This window comes from Rhodovulum viride (assembly GCF_003265965.1).
Taxonomy (GTDB): domain Bacteria; phylum Pseudomonadota; class Alphaproteobacteria; order Rhodobacterales; family Rhodobacteraceae; genus Rhodovulum; species Rhodovulum kholense.
Window position 1 is genome coordinate 22,074 of record NZ_MUAV01000028.1, and the last position, 24,759, is coordinate 46,832.

Sequence of the window (24,759 nt, forward strand, 5' to 3'; positions counted from 1 at the left end):
AGCAAATCGCATGTGCGGAATCGTCGGCGTTCTGGGAGATCACGAGGCCGCGCCGCTGCTGGTGGCGGCGCTCGGGCGGCTCGAATACCGGGGCTATGACAGCGCCGGGATCGCCACCGTCAATGCCGGGCGGCTCGACCGCCGCCGGGCGGTGGGCAAGCTCGTCAATCTCTCGGACCTTCTGGTCCACGAGCCGCTGCCCGGCAAGGCCGGGATCGGCCATACCCGCTGGGCCACCCATGGCGCGCCCACCCTCGCCAACGCCCATCCCCAGCGCGCCCGCCGCGTCGCGGTGGTGCATAACGGGATCATCGAGAATTTCCGCGCGCTGCGGGACGAGCTGGGCGGGCAGGGCATCGGCTTTGAAAGCGACACCGATACCGAGACCGTGGCGCATCTGACCCAGACCTATCTCGACGACGGGCTGGCCCCGCGCGAGGCGGCGGCGCGGGCGCTCGACCGGCTGGAAGGCGCCTTCGCGCTGCTGTTCCTGTTCGAGGGCGAGGACGATCTGATGATCGCGGCGCGCAAGGGCTCGCCGCTGGCGGTGGGCCATGGCGATGGCGAGATGTTCGTGGGCTCGGACGCCATCGCGCTGGCGCCGCTGACGAACCGCATCACCTATCTCGAAGAGGGCGACCGCGCTGTCATCACCCGTGCGGGCGTCGAGATCTTCGACGCCACGGGCGATCTGGTCCTGCGCGAGGTCCGCACCATCGAGATCGACGCCACCCGGGTCGAGAAGGGCGGCTACAAGCACTTCATGGCCAAGGAAATCGCCGAGCAGCCCGCCGTTCTGGGCGATGCGTTGCGCCATTATCTGGGCGAAGAGGGCACCCGGATCGAGCTACCCGGCGACATCGACTTTTCGGGCGTGACGCGGATCACCATGGTCGCTTGCGGAACCGCCTATCTGGCCTGCCTGACCGCCAAATACTGGATCGAGCGTCTGGCCGGGCTTCCGGTCGATGTCGATGTGGCCTCGGAATTCCGCTATCGCGAGCCGCCGATTCCCGGAGGCACGCTGGCGGTCTTCGTCAGCCAGTCGGGCGAGACCGCCGACACGCTGGCGGCGCTGCGCTATTGCGCGGGCCGGGCCGACCGGATCGTTTCGGTGGTCAACGTCGCCGAAAGCTCGATCGCGCGGGAAAGCGACCTGGCGCTGCCAATCCTTGCGGGGGCCGAGATCGGTGTCGCCTCGACCAAGGCTTTCACCTGCCAGCTGGGCGTTCTGGCGCTGCTGGCTCTTGAGGCCGCGCGGCAGTGCGGGCGGCTGTCACCGGCGGCGCTGGCCGACCATCTGACGGCGCTTCGTGCGATGCCGGGGCGCTTCAACGCGGCGCTGGCCCTGCAGGACCGGATCGAGGCTCTGGCCCGGCGTCTGGCCGAGGTCACCGACGTGCTGTTCCTCGGGCGCGGCGCGATGTATCCGCTGGCTCTGGAAGGCGCGCTGAAACTAAAGGAAATCAGCTACATACATGCCGAAGGTTATGCCAGCGGCGAACTCAAGCACGGCCCCATCGCCCTCGTCGAGAAGACCGTGCCGGTGATCGTGATGGCGCCCCATGACCGTCTGTTCGACAAGACCGTGTCGAACATGCAGGAGGTGATGGCGCGCGGCGGCCCGGTGCTTTTGATCACCGATGCGCGCGGCGCGGCCGAGGCTGGCAGCGGGGTGTGGGAGACGCTGGTCCTGCCCGAGGCCCCCGAGCTTTTCGCCCCGATGCTGTATGCCTTGCCGGTGCAGCTTCTGGCCTATCACACGGCGGTGGCCAAGGGCACCGACGTCGATCAGCCCCGCAACCTGGCCAAGTCGGTCACCGTCGAATAGCGGGCGAATAGCGGGCGCGGGCGAAAGACCGCGCCCGCCCGCGCCGCCACGACGGGGCCGCATCGGGCATGACCTCGACAGGGGCGCGGCCATGGCCTTGCCCTGACCGATGGGCTGCCCGATCCAGCGAAGAACAGGCGCGCCTCGGGGTGCGGCCAGGACGACGCACGCCGCTCCGGGCGGCCCTGCCACATGACGGGAAGCGTGGGGCGGCGGCCGGCAACGGGGCAGGCGAGACAGAAATCCTGCATGATCCGGGGGGCCTGTCCGGCGGCACTTTGGTCGCGAGACCGGTCCGGTCGGCGCAGCAAGCGATATACGCCAATGCGTCGGGCCCTGCCGTTTGTGGGAAACCAGATCCCTGCTGCGTGCAGAGCCCGGGCCCGCCGGGGCGGGTCATTTCAATGTCAAGAAATCTCGGGAAGGAAGTGGCGGAGAGACAGGGATTCGAACCCTGGGAACCCGTGAAGGCTCAACGGTTTTCGAGACCGCCCCGTTCGACCACTCCGGCACCTCTCCGCAGCCCGTGGCCTTGTGGAGCGGTCATTTAGTTGGAACCGCGACGGGGTGCAACCGTTTTTCGCGTGGACGGGAAACTTCGCAAGGACCCCGAGACATGGTTGGATTTCCCGCCGCTTCGCGATAGCTCTGAACCACCCCCGAACCCGGACCCGCCGATGTCACGTTTCTTCGCCGCCGCCGCCCTGATTGCCGCCTTTGCCGGGGGACCGGTCCGGGCCGAAGACAACCCCGAGGTGCAGCGACTCGTCGAGGCGCTGGCGCTGCCGGATCTTGTCGAGGTCATGCGCGAAGAGGGGCTGGCCTACGGCGACGGGCTGGAAGCCGACCTTTTCCCCGACCGTGGCGGCGCGCGCTGGGATGCGGCCGTCGCGCGAATCTACGATGCCGGGCGGATCGAGGATGCGATGCGGGAGGCCCTCCGCTCGCGATTGGAGGCCGACGAGATCGAGTCGCTGGTCGCCTTCTTCGCCTCGCCCGAGGGCGCGCGGATCGTGGCGCTGGAACTGTCGGCGCGGCGCGCGATGCTCGATCCCGAGGTCGACAAGGCCAGTCGCGAGCGGCTGGAGGAGATGCAGGCCGACGGCGATCCGCGGCTCGATCTGGTGGGCCGGTTCATCGCGGCGAACGGGCTGATCGAGGCCAATGTCGCGGGCGCGCTCAATGCCAATTACGCCTTCTACACGGGTCTCGTCGATGGCCAGGCCTTCGATTATGCGCTGACCGAGGACCAGATCCTTGACGATGTCCGCCGCCAGGAGCCCGAGATTCGCGAGGATACGCGGACCTGGCTTTTCTCGTATCTGGCGATGGCCTACGCGCCGCTCGACGACGCGACGATGGAAGCCTATATCCGGTTGTCCGAGACCCGCCCCGGGCAGGACCTGAACGACGCGCTCTTCGAGGGGTTCGAGGCGGCCTTCCAGAGCATCTCGCACGATCTTGGGCTGGCCGCGGCGCGGTTCATCGCCGGGCAGGATCTTTAGCGCCCGTTCTGCGGCCGGTCCGGTCCCGGGCGGTTCCCGAGCGGGCTTGACTTGACGGCCGAAATCGCCGATACGCATGGCTCTGGCCCGGCAAGCGTTCGTACGCAGTCTTTGCGTTCGCGCGCATGACGGGCCGTTCGACATTGACGAAACATAGACATCGCCCCGATAGGGGCGCGCTGTCCGGGGCGTGCGCAAGCGCAGAAACACCGCCAGGGGCGGGGCCGAAGGACGCGGCGACAAGAAGGAAATGGCCGATGTTTGCGGTCCTCAAGACCGGTGGCAAGCAGTACAAGGTGCAGTCGGGTGACGTGCTGCGCGTCGAGAAGCTTGCTGCCGAAGCCGGTGAGACGGTTCAGTTCAACGAGATCCTGATGGTGGACGGGCAGGTCGGCACGCCGACCGTCGAGGGCGCCGCGGTGCAGGCCACCGTGATCGACCAGATCAAGGGCGACAAGGTCATCCACTTCGTCAAGCGCCGCCGCAAGCACAGCTCGCAGCGCACCAAGGGCCACCGTCAGCAGCTGACGCTGCTGCGCGTGACCGAGATCCTGGCCTCGGGCGCCGCCGCGACCGGCGTGAAGGCCGCGATCGGGTCCGGCTCGGTGTCGGGGGCTGCGGTTGCCGCGACCGAGCCGAAGGCTGCCAAGGCCGCCAAGGCCGAGGCTCCGGCCGAAGCCGCTGCGCCCGCAGGCGACGACCTGAAGAAACTGCCCGGCGTCGGCCCGGCGATGGAAAAGAAACTGCATGAGGCCGGGATCACCCGCTTCGCGCAGATCGCCGCCTGGACCGACGAGCAGGCTGCCGCGATGGATTCGCGTCTCGGCCTGAAGGGCAAGATCGTGAATGATGGCTGGGTGGCGCTTGCCAAGGACCTGGCCAAGAAGGCCTAAGCGAGAGGAGAGGACGACATGGCACACAAGAAAGCAGGCGGCTCCTCGCGTAACGGTCGCGACTCTGCCGGGCGCCGTCTTGGCGTGAAGATCTATGGCGGCCAGGCGGCCGCGTCGGGCAACATCATCGTCCGTCAGCGCGGCACCAAGTTCTGGCCGGGCGAAGGCGTTGGCATGGGCCGGGATCACACCATCTTTGCGACCTGCGAAGGCGCCGTGACCTTCAAGAAGGGCCTCAAGGGCCGCACCTTCATTTCGGTTCTCCCGGTGGCGGAGGCCGCCGAGTAAGCCGAAACCTCAGGGCAAATCACAAATTGGGGGATCGGCAGGGCGCCGGTCCCCTTTTTGTTTTTCTAAACGGAGCTCGGGTAGATGAAGCCCCCATGCGTTTCGGGGATCTGGCGGCCGGATGGCCGCTGCGGGACCCGGCTCCGCGCCTTGCAGTGGACCGGGGCGGGACCCATCTTGGTCGCGGGCGACCGTGGCGCGGGGTGCGTGGAAGGACGCGCGTCCCGGGCGTTTGAGACAGGTCCGGGGCGTGCATGTTTCGCGCCGCGCCCCGGCATATCCGGTCACCGGGAGAATCCGGCGCCGTTCGGAGGAGGCAAGCCATGAAACTCGACCTGATCCCCCCCCAGCCCGCGATCGCGGCCGAACGCTTCGTGTTGCGTCCGGTGCGCCGGTCCGATGCCGGGCTGCTGTCGCTTTACAGCGGCGACCTCCGCGTGGCGCGTTTCACCCGCTCGATTCCGCATCCGCTGCCGCCCGGCGCGACCGAGGCCTTCATCCAGCGCGCCCAGGACCCCGAGCGCAGCGAGGATGTCTGGGTCATGGACGGGGCCGAACAGGGGCTGTCCGAGGTGCTGGGCGTGATCGCGCTCGACCGGATGGAACGCGACCAGTCCGAGATCGGCTACTGGGTCGCGCCCGCCTTCTGGAATACCGGCATCGCCTCCGAGGCGGTGGGCGCGCTTCTGACGGCCAATCCGCAGAAGGCCAAGACGGTCTTCGCCGAGGTCTTTCAGGACAATCCCGGCTCGGCCCGGGTGCTGACCAATGCCGGGTTCGAATATATCGGCGATGCCGAGGCTTATTCGGTCGCGCGGGAGGCCAAGGTGGCCACCTGGACCTATCTGAAGAAGCTTGGCTGAGCGATGACGGGTGCGGCGGACGGTTTCAGGGTCGAGACGCCGCGCCTGATCCTGAGGGAGTTCCGGCCCGAGGACGTGACCCCTTTGCTGCGGATCGGCCGCGACCGGCGGGTGTCCCAGATGATGTCGACGCTTCCCGTGCGCTGGACTCGGTCCCAGGCGGCCGACTGGATCGCCCGGTCGCGGTTCCGGGGCGAGCCCGGGTTCCGGCTGGCCATCGAACGGCGCGGCTCGGGGCTGGTGGGGGTCGCCGGGCTTGGGGGCGCGCCGGCGATGCTGGCCTATTTCCTCGATCCAGCGGTCTGGGGGCAGGGTTATGCCACCGAAGCGGCGAAGGCCTTCGTGGCTGCGGCCTTCGCGCGGTTTCGCGGGCTCGACGTTCTGGCGGCCGATCATTTCGCCGACAACCCGGGATCGGGCCGCGTGCTCGAGAAGCTTGGCTTCGAACGGCTCGGCCGTGGGGCGGGGCGGTCGCTGGCGCGGCTTGAGCCCGCGCCCAATATCCACTATCGCCTGATACGCGCAAAATTCGAGGCTCGTCATGAAATTCCTTGACCTTGCAAAGGTCTATATCCGCTCGGGCAGCGGCGGGAACGGCTGTATCAGCTTCCGCCGCGAGAAGTACGTCGAATTCGGCGGCCCCGACGGCGGCGATGGCGGCCGGGGCGGCGATGTCTGGGTCGAGGCGGTCGAGGGGCTGAACACCCTGATCGACTTCCGCTACCAGCAGCATTTCTTCGCCCAGAACGGGCAGGGCGGCATGGGTCGCCAGAAATCGGGCGCCTCGGGCGCGGACATGGTGTTGAAGGTGCCGGTCGGGACCGAGATCCTCGAAGAGGACGAAGAGACCGTGGTCGCCGACATGACCGAGCTGGGCCAGCGCGTGCTGCTGGCGCAGGGCGGCAATGGCGGCTGGGGCAACCTGCATTTCAAGACCTCGACCAACCAGGCGCCGCGCCGCGCCAATTCCGGGCAGGAAGGGGTCGAGCGCACGCTGTGGCTGCGGCTCAAGCTGATCGCCGATGCCGGGCTCCTGGGGCTGCCCAATGCCGGCAAGTCGACCTTCCTGGCCGCGACCTCTAACGCCCGGCCGAAGATTGCCGACTATCCCTTCACCACGCTGCATCCGAATCTGGGCGTGGTCGGCGTCGACGGGGCCGAATTCGTCATCGCCGACATTCCCGGGCTGATCGAGGGCGCCCATGAGGGGCGCGGCATCGGGGACCGCTTTCTCGGCCATGTCGAACGCTGTGCGGTGCTTCTGCATCTGATCGATGCCACGTCCGAGGATGTCGCTGCCGACTGGGACACCGTGCTGACCGAGCTTGAACTTTACGGCGGCGATCTGGCCGACAAGCCGCGGGTGACGGTGCTGAACAAGATCGACAGTCTGGACGACGACGAACGCGCCGAGAAACGCGCCGCCCTCGAAGAGGCGACCGGCGGTCCGGTGATGCTGATGTCGGGGGTGTCGCGCGAGGGCGTGACCGAGGTGCTGCGCGCGCTCCGTGCCGAGATCGACGAGGACCGGCTGCGCCTCAAGGCCGAGGACGACGGGGAGGGCGAAGCGTGGCGTCCCTGAGTTCGGCCCGGCGGCTGGTCGTCAAGATCGGCTCGGCGCTTCTGGTCGACCGTGCCACCGGAAGCCTGCGCGCCGACTGGCTGAAGGGGTTGGCCCAGGACGTGGCGATGATCAAGGCGCGCGGCACCGATGTGGTGCTGGTCTCGTCGGGCTCGATCGCGCTGGGGCGCGGGGTGCTGGGGCTCGGGCTTGGCACGCTGGCGCTGGAGCAAAGCCAGGCGGCCGCCGCGGTCGGCCAGATCCGGCTGGCGCGGGCCTATGAGGACTGCCTTGAACCGCATGGCATCACCACCGCGCAGGTGCTGGTGACGCTGGAGGATTCCGAGGACCGGCGGCGCTATCTGAATTCCCGCGCCACGATGGAGACGCTTCTGGGTTTCGGCGCGGTGCCCATCGTGAACGAGAACGACACCATCGCCACCGACGAGATCCGCTTTGGCGACAATGACCGGCTGGCGGCGCAGGTGGCGGTGACGGTCGGGGCCGATGTCGCGGTTCTGCTGTCCGATGTCGACGGGTTCTATACCGCGAACCCGATGCAGGACCCCGAGGCGCACCGTTTCGACCTGATCGAGGAGATCACGCCCGAGATCGAGGCGATGGCGGGCGATGCGGGATCGGGCCTGTCGAAGGGCGGCATGAAGACCAAGCTTATGGCCGCCAGGACCGCGACCGGCGCGGGCTGCGCGCTGGCGATCACCGAAGGCTCGCGGATGCGGCCCCTGAAGGCGCTGGATGAGGGCGCGGCCTGCACCTGGTTCCGCCCCAAGGGCGACCCGCGCGCGGCCCGCAAGGGCTGGATCGCGGCGATGAAGCCGCACGGCTTTCTGCGGGTCGATGCCGGTGCGGCCGGGGCGCTGAAAAGCGGCAAGTCGCTTCTGCCCGCGGGCGTGACCGAAGTGACCGGGGATTTCGGCCGGGGCGAGCCGGTCGCGATCCTCGGCCCGCAGGGCGAGGGTCTTGGCACCGGGCTTTCGCGCTATACTTCCGCCGAGGCGCGGCTCATCAAGGGGTGCCGCTCGGGCGAGATCGAGTCGATCCTCGGTTATCCCGGGCGCGCGGCGCTGATCCACAGGGACGACATGGCGACATGAAGGACATCATCGACATTCACGCCCTCATGGCCGATCTCGGCGCACGCGCCAGGGCGGCGGCGGCCGAACTGGCCTTTGCGCCCGCAGCGGCCAAGCGCACGGCGCTGGAGGCTGCGGCCAAGGCCGTTCTGAGCCACAAGGCCAGGATCCTGGCCGAAAACGCGACCGACATGGAATATGGCCGCGACAAGGAACTGACCCCGGCCATGCTGGACCGGCTGATGCTGAACGAGGCCCGGATCGAGGCCATTGCCGCGGGCCTGCGTGCGGTTGCCGCCCAGCCCGACCCGGTGGGACAAGTGATGGCGGAATGGGACATGCCCTCGGGGCTGCATATCCGCCGGGTGCGCACGCCTCTGGGCGTGATCGGCGTGATCTATGAAAGCCGGCCCAATGTCACCGCCGATGCGGGCGCACTGTGCCTGAAGGCCGGAAATGCGGTGATCCTGCGCGGCGGCTCGGAAAGCTTCCATTCCTCGGGGGCGCTGCACGACTGTCTGGTGGCGGGGCTTGCCAAGGCGCGGCTGCCCGAGGACGCGATCCAGCGCGTGCCGACCCGCGACCGCGCCGCGGTCAGCGAAATGCTGACCATGACGAAATATATCGACGTGATCGTGCCGCGCGGCGGCAAGGGACTTGTGGGCCTCGTTCAGCGCGAGGCGCGGGTGCCGGTCTTCGCCCATCTCGAGGGCATCGTGCATATCTATGTCGACAAGGCCGCCGATCCGGCCAAGGCGCTGTCGGTGGTGCTGAATGCCAAGACCCGGCGCACCGGCATCTGCGGCGCGGCCGAATGCCTGCTGATTCACAAGGACGTGGCCAAGTCGCTGGGGGCCGATCTGGTCGCGGCGCTGGTCAAGGCCGGGGTGCGGGTCCATGCCGACAAGGCGCTGGCCCGGCTGCCGGGCACAATGCCCGCCACCGCCGAGGATTGGGGGCGCGAATATCTCGACATGGACATCGCCGCCAAGGTGGTGGGCGATATCGACAGCGCCATCGAGCATATCCGCACCTTCGGATCGGGCCATACCGACGCCATCCTGACCGAGGATGACGCAGCGGCGGCGCGGTTCTTCGAACGGCTCGACAGCGCCATCCTGATGCGCAACGCCTCGACCCAGTTCGCCGATGGCGGCGAATTCGGGATGGGCGCCGAGATCGGCATCGCGACCGGCAAGCTGCATGCGCGCGGCCCGGTCGGGGCCGAACAGCTGACCAGCTTCAAGTATCTGGTCGAAGGCGACGGCACGCTCCGGGCCTGAGCCCGGGCTGTGTGACGGGCCCCGGGGCGCGCCGGGGCCCTGCCTCAGAAGGCAAGTGTCAGGTGGGTTTCGTCATGATCGAAGGTCAGCCGCCGTCCCGCCTCGGCCAGCGCGATGGGCAGAAGCGCGAATTGCACCTCGGCGGGGCGAAGGTCCTCATGGCAGAGCGCGCCTTCGGTCAGCGGAGTCCAGAGCCGCGGATCGAGGCTCATCCGCTCGGTCTCGGCCTGCATGGAAACGCGCCCCTCCGACCAGGACAGCGCGATGCGCCCGCCCCGGGGCAGGGCCGTTTCGGCGCAAAGCACCGCCAGCAGTGCGACCCTGGCCATGGCGCGGCTGAGCGCTGCGGGCGGTTCGGCGGTCACGTTATGGCGGCTGCCGCCGTAATAGTCGGCAAGGATCTCGCAGACTTCGCGCCCGGCAACCTCGGCCCCGTCGCCCGCCGCGCCGAAGGCCAGGCGGAACATGCGGATCCGGGCATTGGCGCGGGCCACGCTGTCCGAGATCAGCGCCAGTTCCTCGCTCGGGGCGTCGCCGGGTGCCTCGGCCGCAGCCATGGCCAGAAGCTCCATCCCGTTGCCGATCGCGCCGAGCGGGCTGATAAGATCGTGGCAGATCCGCGATCCCACAAGCGCTGTCAGATCAGTCATGGCAGCCTCCCGGTCCCGCGGAAAGGACAGAGCCGATGCACCCGATGAACGCGATCCTCGAACCCGGAATGCTGGTCCGCCACCCGGGACAGCCGGACTGGGGCCTTGGCCAGGTGCAATCGGTCATCGGGGCGCGGATCACGGTGAATTTCACCGAGGCCGGAAAAGTCGTCATCGACGGAACGCGGGTCGAGCTCATGCCTGTCTTCGAGTCCTGATATACATGTACGGCGCAAAGCTGCCCCATCATCGTTAATGGGACATTAACGCAGCCCGAACACCCGCGCTGCCACGATCTGCCGGTCCGGCCGCGTCAGGCCGCGCGGTTGCACTTGCGCCGGTGCCGCCCTAGAAGCGGGCGTCAATGTGGTGTGGGGTCAAGAGATGCAGCCGCCCGAGGAGTTCTTTCAGCTTCGTCTGGCCCGAGGCGAGGCCGACCTGATGGCCGCTCAGCGCCTGCGCTACGAGGTTTTCGTGGCCGAGCTGGGGGCGGACGGGCCGCTGGTGGACCATGAGGCGCGGCTGGAACGCGACGATCTGGACCCGCATTTCGACCATCTGATCCTGATCGACACAAGGCGCGATGCGGCGGCGCTTGACCATGTGGTGGGGGTCTACCGGCTGCTGACCTCGGACCGGGCGGCCGCCATCGGGCGGTTCTACAGCGAGGACGAATACGACCTGTCGGCGCTGAAGGCCTCGGGGCGGCGGCTGCTGGAGCTGGGCCGGTCCTGCGTGCATCCCGACTATCGCGGCGGCACCGCGCTGTATCACCTGTGGAACGGGCTGGCCGATTACGTGCTCGATCAGGGGATCGAGGTGCTGTTCGGGGTGGCAAGCTTTCACGGCACCGATGCCGCGGCGCTGGCCGAGCCGCTGTCCTACCTGCATCACCGCCATCTGGCGCCGCCCGATCTGCGGGTCCGGGTGCTGCCCGAGCATTTCCAGCGGATGGACCTGATGCCCGAGGCCGAGATCGACCGCAAGCGGGTGATGCTGGCGATGCCCGCGCTGATCAAGGCCTATCTGCGGCTTGGCGGCTTCGTGGGCGAGGGCGCCTTCATCGACCGGGCCTTCAACACCACCGATGTCTGCCTGTTGATGGACACCGCGAAGATGAACGAGAAAAGCCGGTCGCGCTACGGGCGGGGGCAGGGGTGAGCACCTGGCGCGGCGCGGCGCCGCCCGAGACGCCCCCGATCGACGCGGCGGGCTGGCTGCGGGTCGTGCTGCGCGGGGGGGCGCTGATCGCGCTGCTCTGCCTCGGGATGGCGCTGAAGCTGACACTGCGGCTGGTGGAACGACCGCTTTTCGGGCTGAGGCGGCCGGTCACGCCCTGGATCACCCAGGCGGTCAGCCGCACCGCTCTGGTCATCCTCGGGATGCGGTACCGGCGGCGCGGCCGACCGATGCGCACGCCTGGCGCGCTGGTCGCGAACCATGCCTCCTGGCTTGACATCTTCGCGCTGAATGCGGGCGGGCGGGTCTATTTCGTCTCGAAGGCCGAGGTTGCGGATTGGCCCGGCATCGGCTGGCTGGCGCGGGCGGCCGGAACAGTTTTCATCGCGCGCGAAAAGCGCGAGGCGAAGGCCCAGGCCGATCTTTTCGAGACGCGGCTGAAGGCCGGTCACCGGCTGGTTTTCTTTCCCGAAGGCACCTCGACCGACGGGCGCCGGGTGTTGCCCTTCAAGTCGACGCTGTTCGCGGCCTTTTTCGGGGCCGACCTGCGCGACATTCTCTGGGTGCAGCCGGTGACGGTCGTCTACACCGCGCCCGAGGGCGAGGACCCGGCCTTCTATGGCTGGTGGGGCGACATGGGGTTCGGGCCGCATGCGCTGAAGCTTCTGGCGACGGCACGCCCCGGCGGGGTCGAGCTGGTCTATCACCCGCCTCTCCGGGTGGCGGAGGCCGCCAGCCGAAAGGCGCTGGCGCTGGCCTGCGAAACGGCGGTGCGGAGCGCCGCCGCAGGCTAGGCCGCGCCTCTGCCGGGGCCTCAGCCCATCGCCGCGATCAGTTTCCCGAGCGCGGCCGAGGCATCCTCTTCGCGCCAGATTTCCTCACCGATGGCGAAGAAATCGGTGATCGGGGCCAGCGCCGCGACCGTGGCGACATCGAGCGCGCCTTCGGCGACCACGGGAATCTCGATCATCTCGGACCACCAGGCGAACAGATCGGGCTCGGCCTGGCTGCCATCGCCAAGCCCGCTTTCGCCGACCGGCCCGAAGGCGACGTAATCGGCTCCGGCCTCGCCCGCGCCGATGCCGTCATGGCGCGAGGCACCGCAGAAGGCGCCGACAATGGGATCGGCCCCCAGAAGCGTGCGCACCTTGCGGACGCTGCGCCCGCCATCGGTCAGATGCACCCCGTCCAGCCCCAGCCGCTCGACCAGGCCGACATGGGTGTCGATCACCAGCGGCACGTCGCGCGCATGGGCGATCTCGCGCAGGCTGTCGGCGGCGCGGGCCACCAGATCCTCGTCGCGGCTGGCCATCGACAGGCGCAGGCAGGCGATGTCATGGCTGTCCAGCACTCCGGCCAGGCGCGGGCCGAAACTATCGGGATCGAAGGCGGGCGGGGTGATCAGGTAGATCTGCGGGCGCTCGGGTTCGGCCATTTGCGGGCTCCTCTTATCCGTGGCGCCGCTATAGCGGGGTTTTTCCCGGTTGGCTACGGCCCGCCTGCCGGACCTATTTGGGCGGAAGGCTTCGGACGAAGGCCAGCGCCAGCGCCAGCATCTGCCCGCGCCGCGCGTCGTCGGCCATCAGATCGGCATCGACCGAGATGAACCCCGTCATCCGCCGCCCCGAGGGCGCGAAGGGCTGCGTGCCGGGCAGCGCCAGCGCCTCGGCCGCGCGGTCGGGGCCGACGCGGAAGAACCCCGCCTCGCCGAAGGCGCCGCAGACCATGTGGCCCTCCAGCAGAAAGCAGAGCCCGCCGAACATCCGGCGTTCGGTGACAAAGCCGGCCTCGTCCAGATCGGCCCGCAGCTCTTCGGCCAGTCCCTCGTCGAACGCCATGTGCCCCTCTGCCTTGCCCTTTTGCCGGTCAAAGCGTATCACCCAGCCGTTTTTGAAGGAAGCGAGCCCCATGACAGCAGCCCAGCCCGTCTTCGTCCTCGTCCGCCCGCAGATGGGCGAGAATATCGGGGCGGCGGCGCGCGCGATGTGGAATTTCGGGCTAGACCGGATGCGTCTGGTCGATCCGCGCGACGGCTGGCCGAATCCGCGCGCGGTGGCGCTGGCCAGCGGCGCAGGGCGGCTTCTTGACCATGCCGGGATCTTTCCCTCGACCGCCGAGGCGGTCGCCGATTGCGACTATGTCTTCGCCACCACAGCGCGGCCGCGCGGTCTGACGAAACCCGTCGTCACCCCCGAACAGGCGATGACCGAGACCCGCGCCATGCTGGCCGAGGGGCGCCGGGTTGCGGTGCTGTTCGGGCCGGAACGGGCGGGGCTGGAAAACGACGACATCGCTCGGGCCAATGCCATCGTGAACGTGCCGGTGAACCCCGACTTCGCCTCTCTGAACCTTGGGCAATGCGTGCTTCTCAGCGCCTATGAATGGCGCCGCCAGACCGCCGAGGTCCTGCCGGAACGGCTGGAGATGGCGGGGGCCGAACCTGCCAGCCTTCTCGAGGTCGAAAAGCTCGCCGAACATTACGAAGAGCGCCTGTCCGAGGCGGGGTTCTTCTTCCCCGAACCCAAGGCGCCGGGGATGAAACTGGCGCTGCGCAACATGTGGAGCCGGATGCCGCTGACCCGGCCCGATGTGCAGATCCTGCACGGGATGCTGCGGCAATTGACGCGCGTCAGGGGCCGCGGCGAGTGACTTGCAGCGCCGCGCCCGCCCGCCTAGTCTCGCGACGCAAGACGGAGGGGGGCCGATGAGCAAGACCCGCAGCAAGGCAAAGACCCGCAGCATCTTCGAGGAGGTCGGCACCGAGGCGCCGCTGGAACGCCCGGTCGTCCAGCCCGGCGCCATCGACCGCGCCGCCCGGCGCGGCGCGCGGGGGGCCGTGGCCTGGTGGCTGATCTCGGTTTTCGTGCTGATCGCCGCGATGCTGATCGCCAACGGCGTCGCGCGGCTGACCGGCCATCCGGCGACCCTTCCGGGGCTCGGCCCGCTTTACGGGCAGCTGCCGCCGCTCGATCCGGCCGGATGGTCCTCCGCCTTTGACCGTTTCACGGCGGCGGGCGGCAGCACCGACCTTGCGGGCTTCCAGCGGCTTTACTGGTGGGACTGGGGCATCCGGCAGGCAGGGACGCTTGCGGCCCTGGTCTGGGCCCTGGGCTATCTGGGCTTTCTCGTCTTCGGCAAGCTCCCCAAGGGCTGGGCGCTGCGGCTGTTGCCGCTTGGCGGCACGATCCTCGGGATCGGCGCGGCCGACTGGGCGATGGGGTCCGCGGGGCTCTTGCCCGCGCCTTTCGACGCGGCTTCGCTGCGGCTGGCGGCGATGACGGGCTTCGGGTTCGCCGGGCTGGGGCTGGCCGCCTGGGGCGCGATGCTGCTGCGTCGCCCCGAGGCGCAGCTGATGCAGGCCCGCCGCGCCCGCGACGGACGCGCCTTCGGCATGGCGACCGGGGTCATGCATCTGGCCTTCCTGCAGATCCTGTTCGGAGCGATGCTGGGCGCGCTCGATCAGGGGCGCAGCTTTCCCGACTGGCCGCTGATGGCGGGTGGCCTCCTGCCGCCCGAGCCGCTGTCGCTGGAGCCGGTCTGGCGCAACATCTGGGACAATCCGGGCCTTGTGCAGTTCGTCCATCGCGGGCTTGGCTATCTGGTCGTGCTGCTGGGGCTTGCGGCCTGGCTGCGCGGCCGCAAAAGCCCCCATGCCCGCACCCGGCGCGCCTTCGACTGGCTGGGTGTGATGGTTTTCGGGCAAGGCGTTCTGGGGGTCGGGTCGGTGCTTTACGCGGGCCAGTGGCATATGGCGCTGACCCATCTGGTGGGCGCCGTCCTTCTGTGGGTTCTTGTGCTGCGCGCCCGGTTCATGGCGCAATATCCTCTTCAGCAATCCATCCGGGGGTGACGCGCAATGACCGCCTTTGACGATCTGATGGCCTTTCAGCACGAGACCGAGGCACTGTCGCAGGTCTCGATGCGGCTGGGCTGGGACCAGGAGACGATGATGCCGCGCGGTGCCGCGCACCAGCGCGCCGAAGAGATGGCGGCGCTGGAATCGGTGCTGCACCGCCGCCGGACCGACCCGCGTCTGGGTGACTGGCTGGGGGCCATCGACGACGACCTGCTCGACGAGACCGGCCGGGCGCAGATGCGCCATATCCGCCGCAGCTATACCCGCGCGACGCGCCTGCCCGAGACCTTGTCGGCCGAGATCGCCCGGGTCACGAGCCGCGCCCAGGGGATCTGGGCCGAGGCGCGCGCCGCCGACGATGTGGCGCATTTCCTGCCCACGCTGCGCGAGGTGGTGCGGCTGAAGCGCGAAGAGGCGGCGGCGCTGGCCATGGGCGGCGATCTTTACGACGCGCTTCTCGACGATTACGAGCCCGGCGCGACGGCGGGGGCGCTGGCCGCGATGTTCGACCGAATGCGCCCGCGTCTGGTGGGGCTTCGCGAACGGATCATGGGCTCGGGCCGGGCGCCCGCACCGCTTTCGGGCCATTTCCCCGAGGCCGGGCAAATGGCGCTCTCGCGCGAGGTCGCCACCCATTTCGGCTATGACTGGCGGCACGGGCGGCTCGATTTCTCGGTCCATCCCTTCACGTCGGGCTCGGGCACCGATGTCCGGATCACCACCCGGGTCGACGAGACCGAGCCGCTGGGCTCGCTTTATTCCACGCTGCACGAGACCGGACATGGCGCCTATGAACAGGGGATCGACCCGGCCTATGGGCTGACGCCCTTGGGGGCCGGCGTCTCGATGGGGGTGCATGAAAGCCAGAGCCGGATCTTCGAGAACCAGCTTGGCCGCAGTCGCGCCTTCTGCTCCTGGCTTTTCGGGCGGATGGCCGAGGTCTTCGGCACGGCGGGCGCGGCCGAGGCCGACGCCTTCTATGCCGCGGTGAACCGGGTCCATTCGGGTCATATCCGCACCGAGTCGGACGAGGTGCATTACAACCTGCACATCATGCTGCGCTTCGATCTGGAACGCGACCTGATCGCCGGGCGGCTTGAGGTCGAAGATCTGGAAGAGGCCTGGAACACCCGTTTCGAGGCCGATTTCGGGGTCGCGGTCGACCGGCCGCGGAACGGGCTCTTGCAGGACGTGCACTGGTCGGTGGGGCTCTTCGGCTATTTCCCGACCTATACGCTGGGCAATGTCTATGCGGGTTGCCTGTATCAGGCGCTCCGTGCCGCGGTGCCCACGCTCGACACCGATCTGGCGCGGGGCCATGCTGAACCCGCGACCACCTGGCTGAGATCCGAGGTGCAGCGGTCCGGCGGGCTTTACGAACCGGCCGAGACGATCCGCCGGGCCTGCGGGTTCGCGCCGACCGAGGCACCGCTTCTCGACTATCTCGACGCCAAGTTCGGCGAGATCTACGGGCTTTGAGGGCCCGCCCCCAGGCTGGCCCCGGGGGGACGGCGCTGCTAGAAAGGGTGGCATGACCTGGCATGACCGGCTCTGGCAGACGATCTGGACCCCCGCCCGCCGGGTGGCCTTCGCCATTGTTGCCCGTCTGTGGTGGCGCCGCCCGCCCGACGAGATTGCCGCGCGGCTCGCGGCGCGGCCGCTGAGCGAGCAGGTCCTGATCGTGGCGGCGGTGCTTGCGGGACTCTTTCTGACAAGCCTGATCTTCGCCCATGCCGGCAGTCTCGGATTTCTGGTCTTCCTGCTGCTGGTGATCCTGCTGATCCGCTAGGCCAGCCCCGCCCTTCGGGCCCGACTGCGCCCGGATGTGGTGCTCACATTCGTTTGAATGTGGCGAGAGCGCGCCTTTTTTCCGCCTTCTTTCAAAGGCTTGTCCTGCGTCTTTCGTCGCGCACCGGCCGCATGCCGTTGGATTTCAAGATTTTTCGGGCGGGGTGGTGATCCGATGCCGGAGGCGCCGCGTAACCCTTGTACATTGCAACCTGCACAGAGAGGACACGACCAATGGATATCGATGCGATCAACGCCGTTCTGGGTCTTGGCACCCTCGGCTTCGTGCTTGCCTTCGCCTATATCAACCTTCGCCAGACCGAAGAGCAGCTGAAAGCCTCGCGCGAGCGCCGCGAGAAACGCGCCGCTGCCCGCGCCGTGCCGGCGGAATGACGCGATGAGGATCAGGGCCGGGCGGACATCGCCCGGCCCCGATCATGAGACCTCAAGCCTGCCAGGCGGGAGGCCGTTTTTCCAGGAAGGCGCCGATCCCTTCCTCTGTTTCCGACAGCATCATGTTCTCGACCATTGCGGCGCCCGCCATGGCATAAGCCGCGTCGATGCCCTGTTCCAGCTGGTCGTAGAAAAGCCCCTTTCCCACCCTGAGCGCGGGGGACAGCTTGCCCGCCAGCGTCTCTGCCAGCCGCCAGGCCGCATCGTCCAGCATGTCCGCCGGAACCGCACGGTTGATCAGCCCCAGCGCCTCGGCCCGGCCGGTCTCGATGAACTGGCCGGTGGTCAGCATCTCGAAGGCGTGCTTGCGGGGGATGGTGCGGGTCAGCGCGACCATCGGCGTCGAACAGAACAGGCCGATATTGACCCCGTTCACCCCAAAGCGCGTACCCTCGGCCGCGACTGCCAGATCGCAAGAGGCAACCAGCTGGCAGCCCGCCGCGGTGGCTATGCCATGGGGCGCCGCAATCACCGGCTGAGGCAGGCGCATGAGCCCCGTCATCACCCGTGCGCAGCGCGCGAAGAGATCGGCGAAATAGGCCTTGCCGCCATCGAGCGCCTGGCGCCCGGCCTGCATCTCTTTCAGGTCGTGACCCGCGCAGAACGCCTTGCCCGCGCCCTTCAGGATCACCACGCGCGTGTCGCGGTCCTCGGCCAGCGCGTCGATCTGGTCCTGCAGCGCGGCCAGCATCGCGTCGGACAGCGCGTTCAGCCGCTCGGGCGCGTTCATCGTCAGGATGGCCACGCCCCGGGTGTCGTCACGTAACAGGATCTCGGTCATCTTGTGTCTCCTCCCTCAGGCGGCGAAGACTAGGGCGGAACGGGAGGAGGGGAAAGCCCATGCAGCCAGTGATGGACGTGGCGGCGCTGACCGCCTTTCTGCGGAGCGCGTTTCCGCAGGTCGGCGAGGAGTTCGTCGTCGAGGAGGTCGCGCCGATGCGGGTGCGGGTACGGCTGGCGGTGACCGACCGGCACTTGCGGCCGGGCGGCACGGTGTCGGGGCCGTCGATGTTCGCGCTGGCCGATGTGGGGATCTATCTGGCCGTGCTGGCGATGATCGGGCCGAAGGCGCTGGCGGTCACCACCAATTGTTCCATCGACTTCATGCGCAAGCCCGCCGCCGGGCGCGACCTGATCTGCGAGGCGCGGCTTTTGAAGCTGGGCCGGGTGCTGGCGGTGGGCGATGCGATGATCCGCTCGGACGACAGCGATGAGATCGTGGCCCGGGCCAGCCTGACCTATTCGATCCCGCCGAAATAGCCCGGCTCAGCCGCGCCCGGCCAGGAAGGCCGCCAGATCGCCATAACCCGTGGGCCGCCGCTCGTAGGCAAGCCCGAGGCGCGCGGCGCAGGCCGCTGCCTGCCGGTCGAGCGCGGCATCCTCGGTCTGGGCCAGATAGACGAGGCTTCGGTAGTTACCGAAGTAAAGCGGCGCCAGTTCGGGGTGGCGATCAAGCCCGAGCGGGCGCCAGACGAAGGCGTCGAACTGCCGGGTCAGGAAATCGGTGAGGTAGAAGGCGTCGATTTCCTCGCTTGCGCGGGCGGCGAAAGCGGCCTGGCCTTCGAAGAAGGCATAGCAATGCGGGCCCTCCATCATCTCGACCCCAAGCTCGGCACAGGTGCGGGCCAGACCGCCGCCGGTGCCGCAATCGGCATAGGCGACAAGGATCGTGGGATAGGCGGCGCGGTGCCGCTCGACCAGCGTGCGGAGCCCGGGGGCGATGCGGTCGGGGTGGTTGTGCCAGATCGCTGGCAGGCAGGTCAGGTCCAGATGGTTCCAGCCATTCAGCCGCTTCAACGCCAGGATCTCGTGGGCGAGCGCGCCGCAGCCGATCACCAGAACCCGTCCCGTGCCGTCGGGCGGCAGGCCGGTCTCGGTCAGGCTGCGGTCGTCGGGCGCGCTCACCTGCGCCTCTGCAGCAGGCGCAATCCCACCGCGGCGGCCAGCGCCAGTGGCAGCAGCCATGCGACCCCGCTGGCAGGCAGAAGCGCGGCCAGCCACACGGTCAGACCGGCGGCGCCAATCACGGCAGTCAGAAGCAGGGCAAGACGACGGACAGGCATGGCGTCTCCTTTCTTAACCGATGTGGGCCGAAGCCGATGGCCCGGCAAGGGTCGTTCGGGAACTTCGCGCCAAAGAGTTGGAATAATTAGAAAAAGCTACGCGGTGCTGGCTTTTTGCCGGGTCCTGTGTTACGCTGCGGCATACGCAAACGATCCTTTCGGCCGAGCGGTGAGGCCGCAGCAGGTTTTTTGTTTTCGGTACCGGAGTGTCAGTCAGAGGGTCTGCGTAGGGAAAGCGATCGACGCCGGGCGCGGCGTGGATCGGGGGCGTCGACTTGATATTTCGCACTCGCAGGCCCCGAGACCAGAGAGATGACCGGCGCGGACAGAACCGGCGTCGAAGACAGGGGCCTTCAGGGCGCTGGCCTCTAGGACACCGATCCTGAAAACGCAGCGCCATGCCCAGCGGGGCGTGGAGCGATAGGCTTGTTGGACACCGAGAGGACAGGCAGCGGCCGGCCTGGGGGAGGATCGGCCGCTGCGGCGATTGCCGGCACGGGGGCGCTCCAGGCGTTTCCGGGGGGTAGGCGCACCGGCTTTCGCGCGGCGGGCGGGTTTGGGAGAACCCGCCCGTTCGTTTCGACAACCTTGTTCGGATCGCACACCCTGCTGAAACGGCACGGCCAGTTCGACGGCCGCCGAGCGACGCAATCGCCCGGTGACGATGGCTTCGCCCGGCGGTCGTACATCCCCTGCCTGGGGGGTTGGCGAGCCCGGTCCGGGGTCTGGACGGTTTCGGCGTCCTCCGGGCCCTGGCCATCTGGACCGAAGGGCTGCGTGTCTCGACTGCGCGGCTCAGCCCGCCGCGGCGCTGTTGTGCTTGCGGGCGACGAAGGTCTTTGCGGTCTCGACCGCCACGGCCGCGTCGCGGCAATAGGCGTCGGCGCCGATGGCGCGGCCGAATTCCTCGTTCAGGGGCGCCCCGCCCACCAGCACGATATAGTCGTCGCGGATGCCCTTTTCGGCCATCGTGTCGATGACGATCTTCATGTAGGGCATGGTGGTGGTCAGCAGCGCCGACATGCCCAGAATGTCGGGCTGTTCGGTTTCGAGCGCGACGAGATAGCGGTCGACATCGGTGTTGATGCCAAGATCGACCACCTCGAACCCGGCGCCTTCCATCATCATCGCGACAAGGTTCTTGCCGATGTCGTGGATGTCGCCCTTGACGGTGCCGATCACCATCTTGCCCATGCGCGGCGCGCCGGTTTCCGCCAGAAGCGGCTTGAGCAGCGCCATGCCGCCCTTCATGGCATTGGCCGCCAGCAGCACCTCGGGCACGAAGAGGATGCCATCGCGGAAGTCGTGGCCGACGACGGTCATGCCCGAGACCAGCGCCTCGGTCAGCACCCGGTAGGGCGCCCAGCCACGCGACAGCAGAATCTCGACCCCTTCGACGACCTCGTCCCGGAGCCCGTCGTAAAGGTCGTCCTGCATCTGCGGGACCAGTTCGTCATCCGGCAGCTCCGCCAGGACGATGTCGTCGTCTTCCTCGGCCATCTCATGCTCCCAATCGGGCCCGACGCCCTGCCGGACCCTCTTGTCCCTTCATCGGGAGTTTGCACCCGCAAGGCTTACCGAATTGCGACCAGCCGCCTTCCCGATGCGACCTTGCCCCAAAAATGCACCCGCCGGGAGGGGCGGGATCGTTGCAAATGTTCGCATTATGTTCCAGTCTCGGCGCATGACACGCGCGCGGACCTTCCCGGCCGGTTCAGGCCCCTTGCCAGCCCCTGCGCCCGGGAGCTTTCCGGGGCAGGGGCCGACGCCCGGGCGCGGGGCGGGCGGCAATCCCGCGAACCGGTTCGACCGGCTGGCGGTCACGCCCGAGGATGACGGCTGGGACCCGGGCGAGGCGCCGCCGCCGCTGCGGACCGAAACCCGGATCGAGCGGCCCCGTTCGGCGATCACCCGCAACAGCTCGCCCGATGTGCCTTTCGACCGGTCGGTGAATCCCTATCGCGGCTGCGAACATGGCTGCATCTACTGCTTTGCCCGGCCCAGCCATGCCTGGCTGGGGCTGTCGCCCGGGCTCGATTTCGAATCCCGGCTGATCGCCCGGCCCGAGGCGCCAAGGGTCCTGGCCGAAGAGCTGTCGCGCCGCGGCTACCGGCCCGCGACGCTGGCCATCGGCACCAATACCGACCCCTATCAGCCCATCGAGCGCAGCTATCGCGTGATGCGCGGGCTGCTGGAGGTTCTGCGCGATTTCCGCCATCCGGTGGCAGTGGTGACCAAGGGCGCGCTGATCGAGCGCGATCTCGATCTTCTGGCCGAACTGGCCGAGCTTGATCTGGTACGGGTCGGCATTTCGGTGACGACGCTCGACCGGGACCTGTCGCGACGTCTGGAGCCGCGCGCACCCGCGCCCGAGCGGCGGTTGCAGACCATCAAACGGCTGGCCGCGGCGGGGGTGCCGGTGCGAGTGATGGTGGCGCCGGTGATCCCGGCGCTGACCGATCCAGAACTCGAGGCGATTCTGGCGCGGGCGCGGGCGGCCGGGGCAGAGGCTGCCAGCTGGATCATGCTGCGCCTGCCGCGCGAGGTCGGGCCGCTTTTCTCCGACTGGCTGGCCCGGCACTGTCCCGACCGGGCGGGGCGGGTGCTGGCGCGGCTGCGCGAAATGCACGGGGGCGAGATCTACAGCCCCGACTGGGGCCGCCGGATGCGGGGCGAGGGGCCCTATGCCGAGATCGTCGCCCAGCGGTTCCGGCTGACCGTGGCCCGGCTGGGGCTGGCAACCGCGCAGCCCGAGCTTTCAACCGCGCTTTTCCGGGTGCCGCCGCGGGCGGGAGATCAGCTGTCCCTGTTCTGATCGCGGAAGAAATTCCCGTCGCAACCGTCTGGAGGTGCATGGGGGCCGGGCATTGCGGCAATGCCCGGGGTTTGTCTCAGCTGCGGCGACGTCGGCGCGGGGCGCGGGCCGGGCCTTCGCCGTCGCCGGTGCCGTCCGATGCCGACGAGAACCCGCCCAGCCGGTCGGTGATCTCGTCAAGGCTGGGCCGCGGGCCGCGCGGGCGGGTTTCGAGCGCTGCACGCATCGCCTGCAGATGTTCGGGCGTGGTGCCGCAGCAGCCGCCGATGATGGTGGCGCCGCAGTCGCGGGCCAGCACGGCGTAATCGGCCATCAACTCGGGCGTGCCGTCATAATGGATATGCCCGTCGACATATTTCGGGATGCCCGCATTGCCCTTGGCGATGATCGGCCATTCGGTTCCGGCGGCGGCAAAGCCCAGCACCGTGCGCAAAAGGTCCGAGGCGCCGACGCCGCAATTGGCGCCGAAGGCGAGCGGCTTGTAGGGCAGTTTCTCGACCAGCTCGGCCAGCCCCGCCGACGTCATGCCCATCATGGTGCGCCCGGCAGTGTCGAAGCTCATCGTGCCGCACCAGGGCATGTCGGCAAGCTTCGCGGCTTCGGCGGCAGCGCGGTATTCGTCGGGGGCGCTGATCGTTTCGACCCAAAGCAGGTCGACGCCGCCCTCCTTCAGCCCTTCGGCCTGTTCGTGGAAGATCTCGACCGCGCGCGCATAGGACAGCGGTCCCATCGGCTCCATGATCTCGCCGGTCGGCCCGACCGAGCCCGCAACGACCACCGGCCGGCCCGCGGCATCGGCCACCTCGCGCGCCAGCGCGCCCGCCAGGCGGTTCAGCTCGCCCACCCGGTCCTGGGCCTCGTGCAGACGCAGCCGCGAGGCATTGCCGCCAAAGCTGTTGGTCAGGAAGATGTCCGACCCGGCCTCGACCGAGCCCCGGTAAAGCGCGCGGATCTTGTCGGGCTCGTCGGCATTCCAGAACTCGGGGGCCTCGCCCGAGCTCAGCCCCATGTTGAACAAGGTGGTCCCCGTCGCGCCATCGGCCATCAGCCAGTCGCGCTCTGCGAGCAAACGGGAAAGGGCGTCGGTCATACTGAGGAGTCCTCTTGCATTTGAAACCGCCCGGCTGGGCTGTCAGCCCGCCCGGGACCGGCGGCGGATCGAGAGTCCGGGGCGCGCGCCTGCCGGGGCAGGCGCCTCCGGGCTCAGGATTCGCTCATGATCTGTTCCTTGGCCAGGACCATCAGCTCGGCCATCTTGGCGCGCAGCGTGGGTTCGTCGACCCGGCTGCCGAGATCGGACGACACCTTGCGGTAAACGTCTTCATCGCCCGCCTCTTCGAAATCGGCTTTCACGACCTGCTTTGCGTAATCGAGCGACGCTTCCTCGCTCAGACCCATCAGTTCGGCGGCCCACAGACCCAGCAGCTTGTTGCGCCGCGCCTCGGCCTTGAATTGAAGTTCGGAATCGTGAGCGAACTTGTTTTCGAAAGCGAGCTCGCGGTCGTCGAACGTGGTCATGTTTCTTCCCCCCGTCGTGGAATTCCTGCGGTGCATGCCATTTAAGGGAACTTCCGCCCTCTGCCTAGAGACACGTTGGCAGGGGCGCGGCCGGACGGCAAGACCGCGCGACGCCTTCGGCGGGCGGCAACCGCAAGGCGGCAGGCTGCCGGGACCGCGCAGCCGCCTTGCGGCAGGGCGCGGCTTGGACTACAAGCGCGTCAAATCGCGCGGGCGCACCTCTGCCACCCGCGCCAATCGCATTCGGAGTTTCCATGGCACGTCGGAAGAAGATCTACGAAGGCAAGGCGAAGATTCTCTACGAAGGACCCGAGCCGGGGACGCTGGTGCAGTATTTCAAGGACGATGCGACCGCCTTCAACGCCCAGAAGCATGACGTGATCGAGGGCAAGGGGGTGCTGAACAACCGCCTGTCCGAATTCTTCATGTCCGGGCTGAACGCGATCGGGGTGCCGACGCACTTCATCAAGCGCATCAACATGCGCGAACAACTGATCCGCCAGGTCGAGATCATTCCGCTGGAAGTGGTCGTGCGCAACATCGCCGCGGGCTCGATGTCCAAGCGGCTCGGGATCGAGGAAGGCACCCAGCTGCCGCGCCCGATCATCGAGTTCTACTACAAGGACGACGGGCTGGGCGATCCGCTGGTCACCGAGGAACATATCATCGCCTTCGGCTGGGCCGGTCAGCAGGATCTCGATGACATCGTGGCGCTGGCGCTGCGGGTCAACGACTTCCTGTCGGGGATCATGGTCGCGGTCGGCATCAAGCTGGTCGATTTCAAGATCGAGATCGGCCGGATCTGGGAAGGCGACTTCATGCGCCTGGTGGTCGCCGACGAAATCAGCCCCGACAGCTGCCGGCTCTGGGACGTCAAGACCGGCCAGCATCTCGACAAGGACGTGTTCCGCCGCGATCTGGGCTCGCTGACCGATGCCTATACCGAGGTGGCCAAGCGTCTGGGGGTGCTGCCCACCAATGTCTCGCATCCCAGCAAGCCGACCCTGATCAATTGAAAGGGTAAGCGTGTTCGGCTTGTGTCATCACAGGGTTCCACCGAACATGATCCCAGACGCAGCGTGCGGGGCGCGCGGCCCCGGCGCGATTGACGGCGGGCCG

At 68.3% G+C, this 24,759-nt stretch carries 29 protein-coding genes and 1 tRNA gene; 20 read left to right on the forward strand and 10 right to left on the reverse strand.

Going from position 1 to position 24,759, the window contains the following annotated elements; translation table 11 throughout:
- Nucleotides 1–10: 10 nt before the first annotated feature.
- Nucleotides 11–1,831, forward strand: coding sequence for a glutamine--fructose-6-phosphate transaminase (isomerizing) (gene glmS / locus BYZ73_RS18080; protein WP_112317151.1), 1,821 nt, complete (start codon nt 11–13; stop codon nt 1,829–1,831).
- A gap of 429 nt (nt 1,832–2,260) precedes the next feature.
- Here glmS and BYZ73_RS18085 read toward each other — a convergent pair.
- Nucleotides 2,261–2,350, reverse strand: a tRNA-Ser gene (locus tag BYZ73_RS18085).
- 158 nt (nt 2,351–2,508) lie between these two features.
- On the opposite strand from BYZ73_RS18085, the gene BYZ73_RS18090 reads away from it, so the two are divergent.
- From BYZ73_RS18090 to BYZ73_RS18125, 8 genes are all read left to right on the forward strand, one after another.
- Entirely contained in the window at nt 2,509–3,336 is an 828-nt protein-coding gene (locus BYZ73_RS18090) for a DUF2059 domain-containing protein (RefSeq protein WP_112317154.1), read from the forward strand.
- Nucleotides 3,337–3,593: 257 nt separating this feature from the next.
- Nucleotides 3,594–4,229 carry a 50S ribosomal protein L21 gene (locus BYZ73_RS18095; RefSeq protein ID WP_112317157.1) on the forward strand — a complete coding sequence of 212 codons (636 nt, stop codon included), beginning with the start codon at nt 3,594–3,596 and terminating at the stop codon, nt 4,227–4,229.
- A gap of 18 nt (nt 4,230–4,247) precedes the next feature.
- Nucleotides 4,248–4,517 (forward strand): 50S ribosomal protein L27, encoded by a 270-nt coding sequence (gene rpmA / locus BYZ73_RS18100; RefSeq protein ID WP_075785608.1) that lies wholly within the window; start codon nt 4,248–4,250, stop codon nt 4,515–4,517.
- Nucleotides 4,518–4,840: 323 nt separating this feature from the next.
- Complete coding sequence (locus BYZ73_RS18105; RefSeq protein ID WP_108026962.1) at nt 4,841–5,380, forward strand: GNAT family N-acetyltransferase; 540 nt, start codon at nt 4,841–4,843, stop codon at nt 5,378–5,380.
- A 3-nt stretch (nt 5,381–5,383) separates the two neighbouring features.
- Nucleotides 5,384–5,935, forward strand: a complete 552-nt coding sequence (locus tag BYZ73_RS18110) for a GNAT family N-acetyltransferase (protein WP_112317159.1) — start codon at nt 5,384–5,386, stop codon at nt 5,933–5,935.
- On the forward strand, nt 5,922–6,962 hold the full coding sequence (gene obgE, locus BYZ73_RS18115; RefSeq protein WP_108026966.1) for a GTPase ObgE: 1,041 nt from the start codon (nt 5,922–5,924) through the stop codon (nt 6,960–6,962). Before BYZ73_RS18110 ends, obgE begins: the two co-directional genes overlap by 14 nt.
- Nucleotides 6,950–8,056: a glutamate 5-kinase gene (proB, locus tag BYZ73_RS18120; protein ID WP_112317160.1), complete on the forward strand. Its 1,107-nt coding sequence runs from the start codon at nt 6,950–6,952 to the stop codon at nt 8,054–8,056. The genes obgE and proB overlap by 13 nt, the downstream gene beginning before the upstream one ends.
- Nucleotides 8,053–9,318, forward strand: coding sequence for a glutamate-5-semialdehyde dehydrogenase (locus BYZ73_RS18125; protein ID WP_112317161.1), 1,266 nt, complete (start codon nt 8,053–8,055; stop codon nt 9,316–9,318). Before proB ends, BYZ73_RS18125 begins: the two co-directional genes overlap by 4 nt.
- 44 nt (nt 9,319–9,362) lie before the next feature.
- Here BYZ73_RS18125 and BYZ73_RS18130 read toward each other — a convergent pair whose 3' ends face one another.
- Nucleotides 9,363–9,968, reverse strand: a complete 606-nt coding sequence (locus BYZ73_RS18130; protein ID WP_108026972.1) for a histidine phosphotransferase family protein — start codon at nt 9,966–9,968, stop codon at nt 9,363–9,365.
- A gap of 35 nt (nt 9,969–10,003) precedes the next feature.
- Between BYZ73_RS18130 and BYZ73_RS18135 the strand changes: the two genes are divergently transcribed.
- The 3 genes from BYZ73_RS18135 (at nt 10,004) to olsA (ending at nt 11,941) form a co-directional block, all read left to right on the forward strand.
- Nucleotides 10,004–10,186 (forward strand): DUF3553 domain-containing protein, encoded by a 183-nt coding sequence (locus tag BYZ73_RS18135; RefSeq protein WP_108026974.1) that lies wholly within the window; start codon nt 10,004–10,006, stop codon nt 10,184–10,186.
- Nucleotides 10,187–10,352: 166 nt separating this feature from the next.
- On the forward strand, nt 10,353–11,129 hold the full coding sequence (olsB, locus tag BYZ73_RS18140; protein WP_112317162.1) for an L-ornithine N(alpha)-acyltransferase: 777 nt from the start codon (nt 10,353–10,355) through the stop codon (nt 11,127–11,129).
- On the forward strand, nt 11,126–11,941 hold the full coding sequence (gene olsA, locus BYZ73_RS18145) for a lyso-ornithine lipid O-acyltransferase (protein ID WP_245943220.1): 816 nt from the start codon (nt 11,126–11,128) through the stop codon (nt 11,939–11,941). The genes olsB and olsA overlap by 4 nt, the downstream gene beginning before the upstream one ends.
- Before the next feature lie 20 nt (nt 11,942–11,961).
- Here olsA and BYZ73_RS18150 read toward each other — a convergent pair whose 3' ends face one another.
- Nucleotides 11,962–12,582, reverse strand: coding sequence for a thiamine phosphate synthase (locus BYZ73_RS18150; protein ID WP_112317163.1), 621 nt, complete (start codon nt 12,580–12,582; stop codon nt 11,962–11,964).
- A 73-nt stretch (nt 12,583–12,655) separates the two neighbouring features.
- A complete protein-coding gene (locus tag BYZ73_RS18155) occupies nt 12,656–12,985 on the reverse strand; it encodes a TfoX/Sxy family protein (protein ID WP_112317172.1) in 330 nt (109 codons plus the stop codon).
- 70 nt (nt 12,986–13,055) lie between these two features.
- Here BYZ73_RS18155 and BYZ73_RS18160 point away from each other — a divergent pair, with 70 nt between their 5' ends.
- From BYZ73_RS18160 to BYZ73_RS22845, 5 genes are all read left to right on the forward strand, one after another.
- Entirely contained in the window at nt 13,056–13,796 is a 741-nt protein-coding gene (locus BYZ73_RS18160; RefSeq protein ID WP_112317164.1) for an RNA methyltransferase, read from the forward strand.
- Nucleotides 13,797–13,851: 55 nt separating this feature from the next.
- Nucleotides 13,852–14,997: a COX15/CtaA family protein gene (locus BYZ73_RS18165; RefSeq protein WP_112317165.1), complete on the forward strand. Its 1,146-nt coding sequence runs from the start codon at nt 13,852–13,854 to the stop codon at nt 14,995–14,997.
- A 6-nt stretch (nt 14,998–15,003) separates the two neighbouring features.
- On the forward strand, nt 15,004–16,482 hold the full coding sequence (locus BYZ73_RS18170) for a carboxypeptidase M32 (protein ID WP_112317166.1): 1,479 nt from the start codon (nt 15,004–15,006) through the stop codon (nt 16,480–16,482).
- A 52-nt stretch (nt 16,483–16,534) separates the two neighbouring features.
- Nucleotides 16,535–16,792, forward strand: a complete 258-nt coding sequence (locus BYZ73_RS18175) for a hypothetical protein (RefSeq protein ID WP_108026989.1) — start codon at nt 16,535–16,537, stop codon at nt 16,790–16,792.
- Nucleotides 16,793–17,025: 233 nt separating this feature from the next.
- Complete coding sequence (locus BYZ73_RS22845; protein WP_170120313.1) at nt 17,026–17,184, forward strand: hypothetical protein; 159 nt, start codon at nt 17,026–17,028, stop codon at nt 17,182–17,184.
- 52 nt (nt 17,185–17,236) lie between these two features.
- On the opposite strand, the gene BYZ73_RS18180 is transcribed toward BYZ73_RS22845, so the two are convergent.
- On the reverse strand, nt 17,237–18,025 hold the full coding sequence (locus BYZ73_RS18180; protein WP_112317167.1) for an enoyl-CoA hydratase: 789 nt from the start codon (nt 18,023–18,025) through the stop codon (nt 17,237–17,239).
- A 59-nt stretch (nt 18,026–18,084) separates the two neighbouring features.
- On the opposite strand from BYZ73_RS18180, the gene BYZ73_RS18185 reads away from it, so the two are divergent.
- Entirely contained in the window at nt 18,085–18,504 is a 420-nt protein-coding gene (locus tag BYZ73_RS18185; RefSeq protein WP_112317168.1) for a PaaI family thioesterase, read from the forward strand.
- Between the two features lie 6 nt (nt 18,505–18,510).
- Here the strand turns inward: BYZ73_RS18185 and BYZ73_RS18190 are convergent, their stop codons facing one another.
- The 3 genes from BYZ73_RS18190 to BYZ73_RS18195 all read right to left on the reverse strand — a co-directional run bounded on the left by BYZ73_RS18190 (nt 18,511) and on the right by BYZ73_RS18195 (nt 20,807).
- The gene (locus tag BYZ73_RS18190) at nt 18,511–19,149 is read right to left on the reverse strand and encodes a DUF1638 domain-containing protein (RefSeq protein WP_245943221.1); all 639 of its coding nucleotides are present in this window, start codon (nt 19,147–19,149) and stop codon (nt 18,511–18,513) included.
- On the reverse strand, nt 19,146–19,307 hold the full coding sequence (locus BYZ73_RS22850) for a hypothetical protein (protein WP_165828029.1): 162 nt from the start codon (nt 19,305–19,307) through the stop codon (nt 19,146–19,148). Before BYZ73_RS22850 ends, BYZ73_RS18190 begins: the two co-directional genes overlap by 4 nt.
- Nucleotides 19,308–20,102: 795 nt before the next feature.
- A complete protein-coding gene (locus BYZ73_RS18195; RefSeq protein ID WP_112317170.1) occupies nt 20,103–20,807 on the reverse strand; it encodes a corrinoid protein in 705 nt (234 codons plus the stop codon).
- 184 nt (nt 20,808–20,991) lie between these two features.
- Between BYZ73_RS18195 and BYZ73_RS18200 the strand changes: the two genes are divergently transcribed.
- Entirely contained in the window at nt 20,992–22,122 is a 1,131-nt protein-coding gene (locus BYZ73_RS18200; RefSeq protein WP_112317173.1) for a PA0069 family radical SAM protein, read from the forward strand.
- 76 nt (nt 22,123–22,198) lie between these two features.
- Here the strand turns inward: BYZ73_RS18200 and bmt are convergent, their stop codons facing one another.
- Together bmt and BYZ73_RS18210 are read right to left on the reverse strand one after the other, a co-directional pair.
- A complete protein-coding gene (gene bmt / locus BYZ73_RS18205) occupies nt 22,199–23,212 on the reverse strand; it encodes a betaine--homocysteine S-methyltransferase (protein ID WP_108026999.1) in 1,014 nt (337 codons plus the stop codon).
- Between the two features lie 113 nt (nt 23,213–23,325).
- The gene (locus tag BYZ73_RS18210; RefSeq protein ID WP_075785628.1) at nt 23,326–23,640 is read right to left on the reverse strand and encodes a DUF1476 domain-containing protein; all 315 of its coding nucleotides are present in this window, start codon (nt 23,638–23,640) and stop codon (nt 23,326–23,328) included.
- Nucleotides 23,641–23,894: 254 nt separating this feature from the next.
- On the opposite strand from BYZ73_RS18210, the gene purC reads away from it, so the two are divergent.
- Nucleotides 23,895–24,656, forward strand: coding sequence for a phosphoribosylaminoimidazolesuccinocarboxamide synthase (purC, locus tag BYZ73_RS18215; protein ID WP_108027001.1), 762 nt, complete (start codon nt 23,895–23,897; stop codon nt 24,654–24,656).
- Nucleotides 24,657–24,759 lie beyond the last annotated feature (103 nt).